The sequence below is a fragment of the Sphingomonas sp. genome (assembly GCF_019746015.1).
Classification (GTDB): domain Bacteria; phylum Pseudomonadota; class Alphaproteobacteria; order Sphingomonadales; family Sphingomonadaceae; genus Sphingomonas.
The window spans coordinates 1-3,520 of record NZ_JAIESM010000002.1 but is presented as its reverse complement, the minus strand read 5'-3'; the positions used below and the strand labels follow the sequence as shown (position 1 = coordinate 3,520).

3 protein-coding genes are annotated in these 3,520 nt (G+C 63.5%); 1 reads left to right on the top strand and 2 read right to left on the bottom strand.

Going from position 1 to position 3,520, the window contains the following annotated elements; all coding sequences use genetic code 11:
• Positions 1–383 precede the first annotated feature (383 nt).
• A complete protein-coding gene (guaA, locus tag K2Y03_RS00230) occupies positions 384–1,940 on the bottom strand; it encodes a glutamine-hydrolyzing GMP synthase (protein ID WP_294087301.1) in 1,557 nt (518 codons plus the stop codon).
• Positions 1,941–2,165: 225 nt separating this feature from the next.
• On the opposite strand from guaA, the gene K2Y03_RS00225 reads away from it, so the two are divergent.
• Positions 2,166–2,390: a hypothetical protein gene (locus tag K2Y03_RS00225; RefSeq protein ID WP_294087300.1), complete on the top strand. Its 225-nt coding sequence runs from the start codon at positions 2,166–2,168 to the stop codon at positions 2,388–2,390.
• An 11-nt stretch (positions 2,391–2,401) separates the two neighbouring features.
• On the opposite strand, the gene K2Y03_RS00220 is transcribed toward K2Y03_RS00225, so the two are convergent.
• The coding region (locus tag K2Y03_RS00220; protein WP_294087298.1) for a prolyl oligopeptidase family serine peptidase at positions 2,402–3,520 on the bottom strand (1,119 nt) is incomplete at its 5' end.

Sequence of the window (3,520 nt, the reverse complement as noted above, 5' to 3'; positions counted from 1 at the left end):
GCGACGCGCACGTACATGCCGTCACGATCGGTCACCTTGTACATTTTGGCTTTTGGTTTCAGGCACTTGAGTGCTGCATCCGTCAACATTTGGGGCCTCCACGCAAAAAAAGACCGTCAGGCATTTTTCGGAGGCTTTCGGCGGATATATCTGTTTATTTTCAGCATATTAGGCCGAAAAAAGTACCGTCACAGGCCTCTGTCGCTGTGACGGTACTTTCGATTTTCCGGATGATCAACGGGGGGCGGGTCCGTCACCAGATACGACAGACGCGTTCCATGCCCACCGATAGACATCGATAAGCTATGGCTTGATTATTTCTGTATTTCAGTGAGTTAGAGCGTATTCTGGCGTAGTTTTGGATACCCTCGGACGGGCAAAAATCATTCCCATTCGATGGTGCCGGGGGGTTTGCTGGTATAGTCATAGGTCACGCGGTTGATGCCGCGCACCTCGTTGACGATGCGGGTCGCGACGCGCGGCAGGAAACCGCCGGGGAATTCGAACGCCTGTGCCGTCATCCCGTCGGTCGACGTGACCGCGCGCAACGCGAGCACATGGTCATAGGTGCGCCCATCGCCCATCACGCCGACCGAGCGCACCGGCAGCAGCACCGCAAATGCCTGCCAGATCGCGTCGTACAGCCCGGCGTTGCGGATTTCCTCCAGATAGATGGCATCCGCCTTGCGCAAAATGTCGCAGCGTTCCTTGGTCACTTCGCCCGGAATGCGGATGGCAAGGCCCGGCCCCGGGAAGGGGTGGCGGCCGACGAACACCTCGGGCAGGCCGAGTTCGCGGCCCAGCGCGCGCACCTCGTCCTTGAACAGCTCGCGCAACGGCTCGACCAGCGCCATGTTCATCCGCTCGGGCAGGCCACCGACATTGTGATGGCTCTTGATGGTCACCGAGGGGCCACCGGTGAAGCTGACGCTTTCGATCACATCCGGATAGAGCGTTCCCTGCGCCAGGAAGGCGGCGCCGCCGATCTTGCGTGCTTCGGCCTCGAAAACGTCGATGAAGGTCTTGCCGATGAACTTGCGCTTGGCCTCCGGGTCGGTCACGCCGGCAAGGCCGCTCAGGAATAGCGTCTCGGCATTCACATGGACGAGCGGGATGTTGTACGCGCCGCGAAACAGGCTGACGACCTGCTCCGCCTCGCCGCTGCGCATCAGGCCATGGTCGACGAACACGCAGGTCAGCTGCTCGCCGATCGCCTCATGGATCAGCACGGCCGCCACCGCCGAATCAACACCGCCGGACAGCCCGCAAATCACCCGGCCGCTGCCCACCTGCGCGCGGATTTCGGCGATCTTGGTCGCGCGGAACTCGGCCATCGTCCAATCGCCCGTCAGGCCGCAGACATGGCGCGCGAAATTGGCGATCAGCCGGGCACCATCGGGCGTGTGCACCACTTCCGGGTGGAACTGCATCGCGTAATAGCGGCGCGCATCGTCTGCGATCACGGCATAGGGCGCGCCCGGCGAGGCGGCGACGGCCCGGAAACCGGGGGCGAGCGCGGTCACCTTGTCGCCATGGCTCATCCACACCTGATGGCGTTCGCCCTCCGCCCACAGGCCGTCGAACAGCACGCAGCCATCGGCAACGTCGATAAAGGCATGGCCGAACTCGCCGCTGTCGCCGCGCGCCACGGCGCCGCCCAGCGCTGCCATCATCGCCTGCTGCCCATAGCAGATGCCCAGCAGCGGGACGCCGCTTTCGAAGATCGCCGCCGGCACCTGCGGCGCATTGTCGTCAAGCACCGAGGCCGGCGAACCCGACAGGATGACCCCCTTGGGCGCCATGCGGGCAAAGGCGTCGGCCGCCGCATTGAACGGGGCGATCTCGCTATAGACCCCCGCCTCGCGCACACGGCGCGCGATCAACTGGGTCACCTGGCTGCCGAAATCGACGATGAGGATGGAATCGCTGGGCTGGGTCATGCCGCCTGTTAAGAGGTTGGCGGCCCCGATGCCAGTCGCTTCGGGACGTCTGCTGCCCTCAGCACTGACGATGTTATGGCGTGTGTAACGCCTTGGCCATCGGTCCACCGCCTATTTGTAACACAATGGCGTTATTAACTGTTTTCATCAAAATGAGGGCTCAGCGACACGGATCGTGGCGGCCCTGCGGGCATTTATCGGCAGTCAAAAAATGGATAGGGCACCATGGAATTATTCGTGGTCGTGGTCGTTGCAGCGCTTGCCAGCCTGATCCTTGTCAGCGTGGCGTTGGCGCTGATCGGCAACCAGCGGCGTCGCGCCAGAAAGCGCCGCCGCCATGCACGGCGCCAAGCGGACTTGTGGTTCTGGAGCAAGTTTGTCCAGCGCTCCAAATACAAGCTGCTGACCGATCAGCGCCCGCGGACGGAGCAAGGGCTCAACCGCCCCTGAAGATCGCGGCGTCACCCTTTGCGCGGGCCGGTGGTCTTGCTGCCTTCTCCCACGCGCGGCGCAACGACCGGCAGCGGCGCCACCTTCAGCCCGGTCCAATAGGCCGCGAAGCTCCACAGATCGGCCGTCTCCTCGATCACCTTGTCGGTCGGCTTGCCGCTGCCATGGCCGGCGCGCGTCTCGATGCGGACCAGCCGGGGCTTGGGACCGAGATCGACCGCCTGCAGCGCGGCGGTGTATTTGAAGGTGTGCCCCGGCACCACGCGATCATCGGTATCGGCGGTTGTCGCCAGGATGGCCGGATAGGAACGCCCCGGCTTCACATTGTGATAGGGCGAATAGGCATAGAGCGTGCGGAAGTCCGCCTCTTTCGACGGATAGCCATAATCATCCACCCAATAGCGCCCGGCAGTGAACCGGTCGAAGCGCAGCATGTCCATCACGCCCACTGCTGGCAGGGCGGCGGCGAACAGATCTGGCCGCTGATTGACGACGGCGCCGACCAGCAGGCCGCCGTTCGAGCCGCCCTGGATCGCCAGCTGATCCTTGCCGGTGATGCCGTTCGCCTTCAGCCACTCGCCGGCGGCGATGAAGTCGTCGAACACATTCTGCTTGTTCTGCAGCCGGCCGCCATCATGCCAAGCGCTGCCATATTCGCTGCCGCCCCGGATATTGGCGACGGCGAGCACACCGCCCTGCTCCACCCAGGCCAGCCGCGCGGGCGAAAAGCCGGGCAGCGTTGCGATGTTGAACCCGCCATAGGCATAGAGCAAGGTCGGCGCGGGGCCGCGCTGGCCCTTCTTGCGCACCAGGAACATGGGGATGCGGGTGCCATCCTTTGACGGATAGAAGACCTGGCTCACCTTGAAAGCGGCCGGGTCAAATGGCACGCGCGGCATTGCCCAGGGCGTCGCCCGCCCGGATTTCACGTCATAATGATAAATGGTGGTCGGCGTGGCGAAGCTGGTGAAGGCAAAGAAGGTCTCGCGATCGTAGATCTCGCCACCAAAGCCGCCAACAGAGCCGATGCCCGGGAGCGGCACCCGCCCCAGCAGCTTGCCGTCGAGCGCATAGCGCCGCACTTCGCTTTTCACATCGACCAGATATTCGGCGATGATGATGCCGCCGAC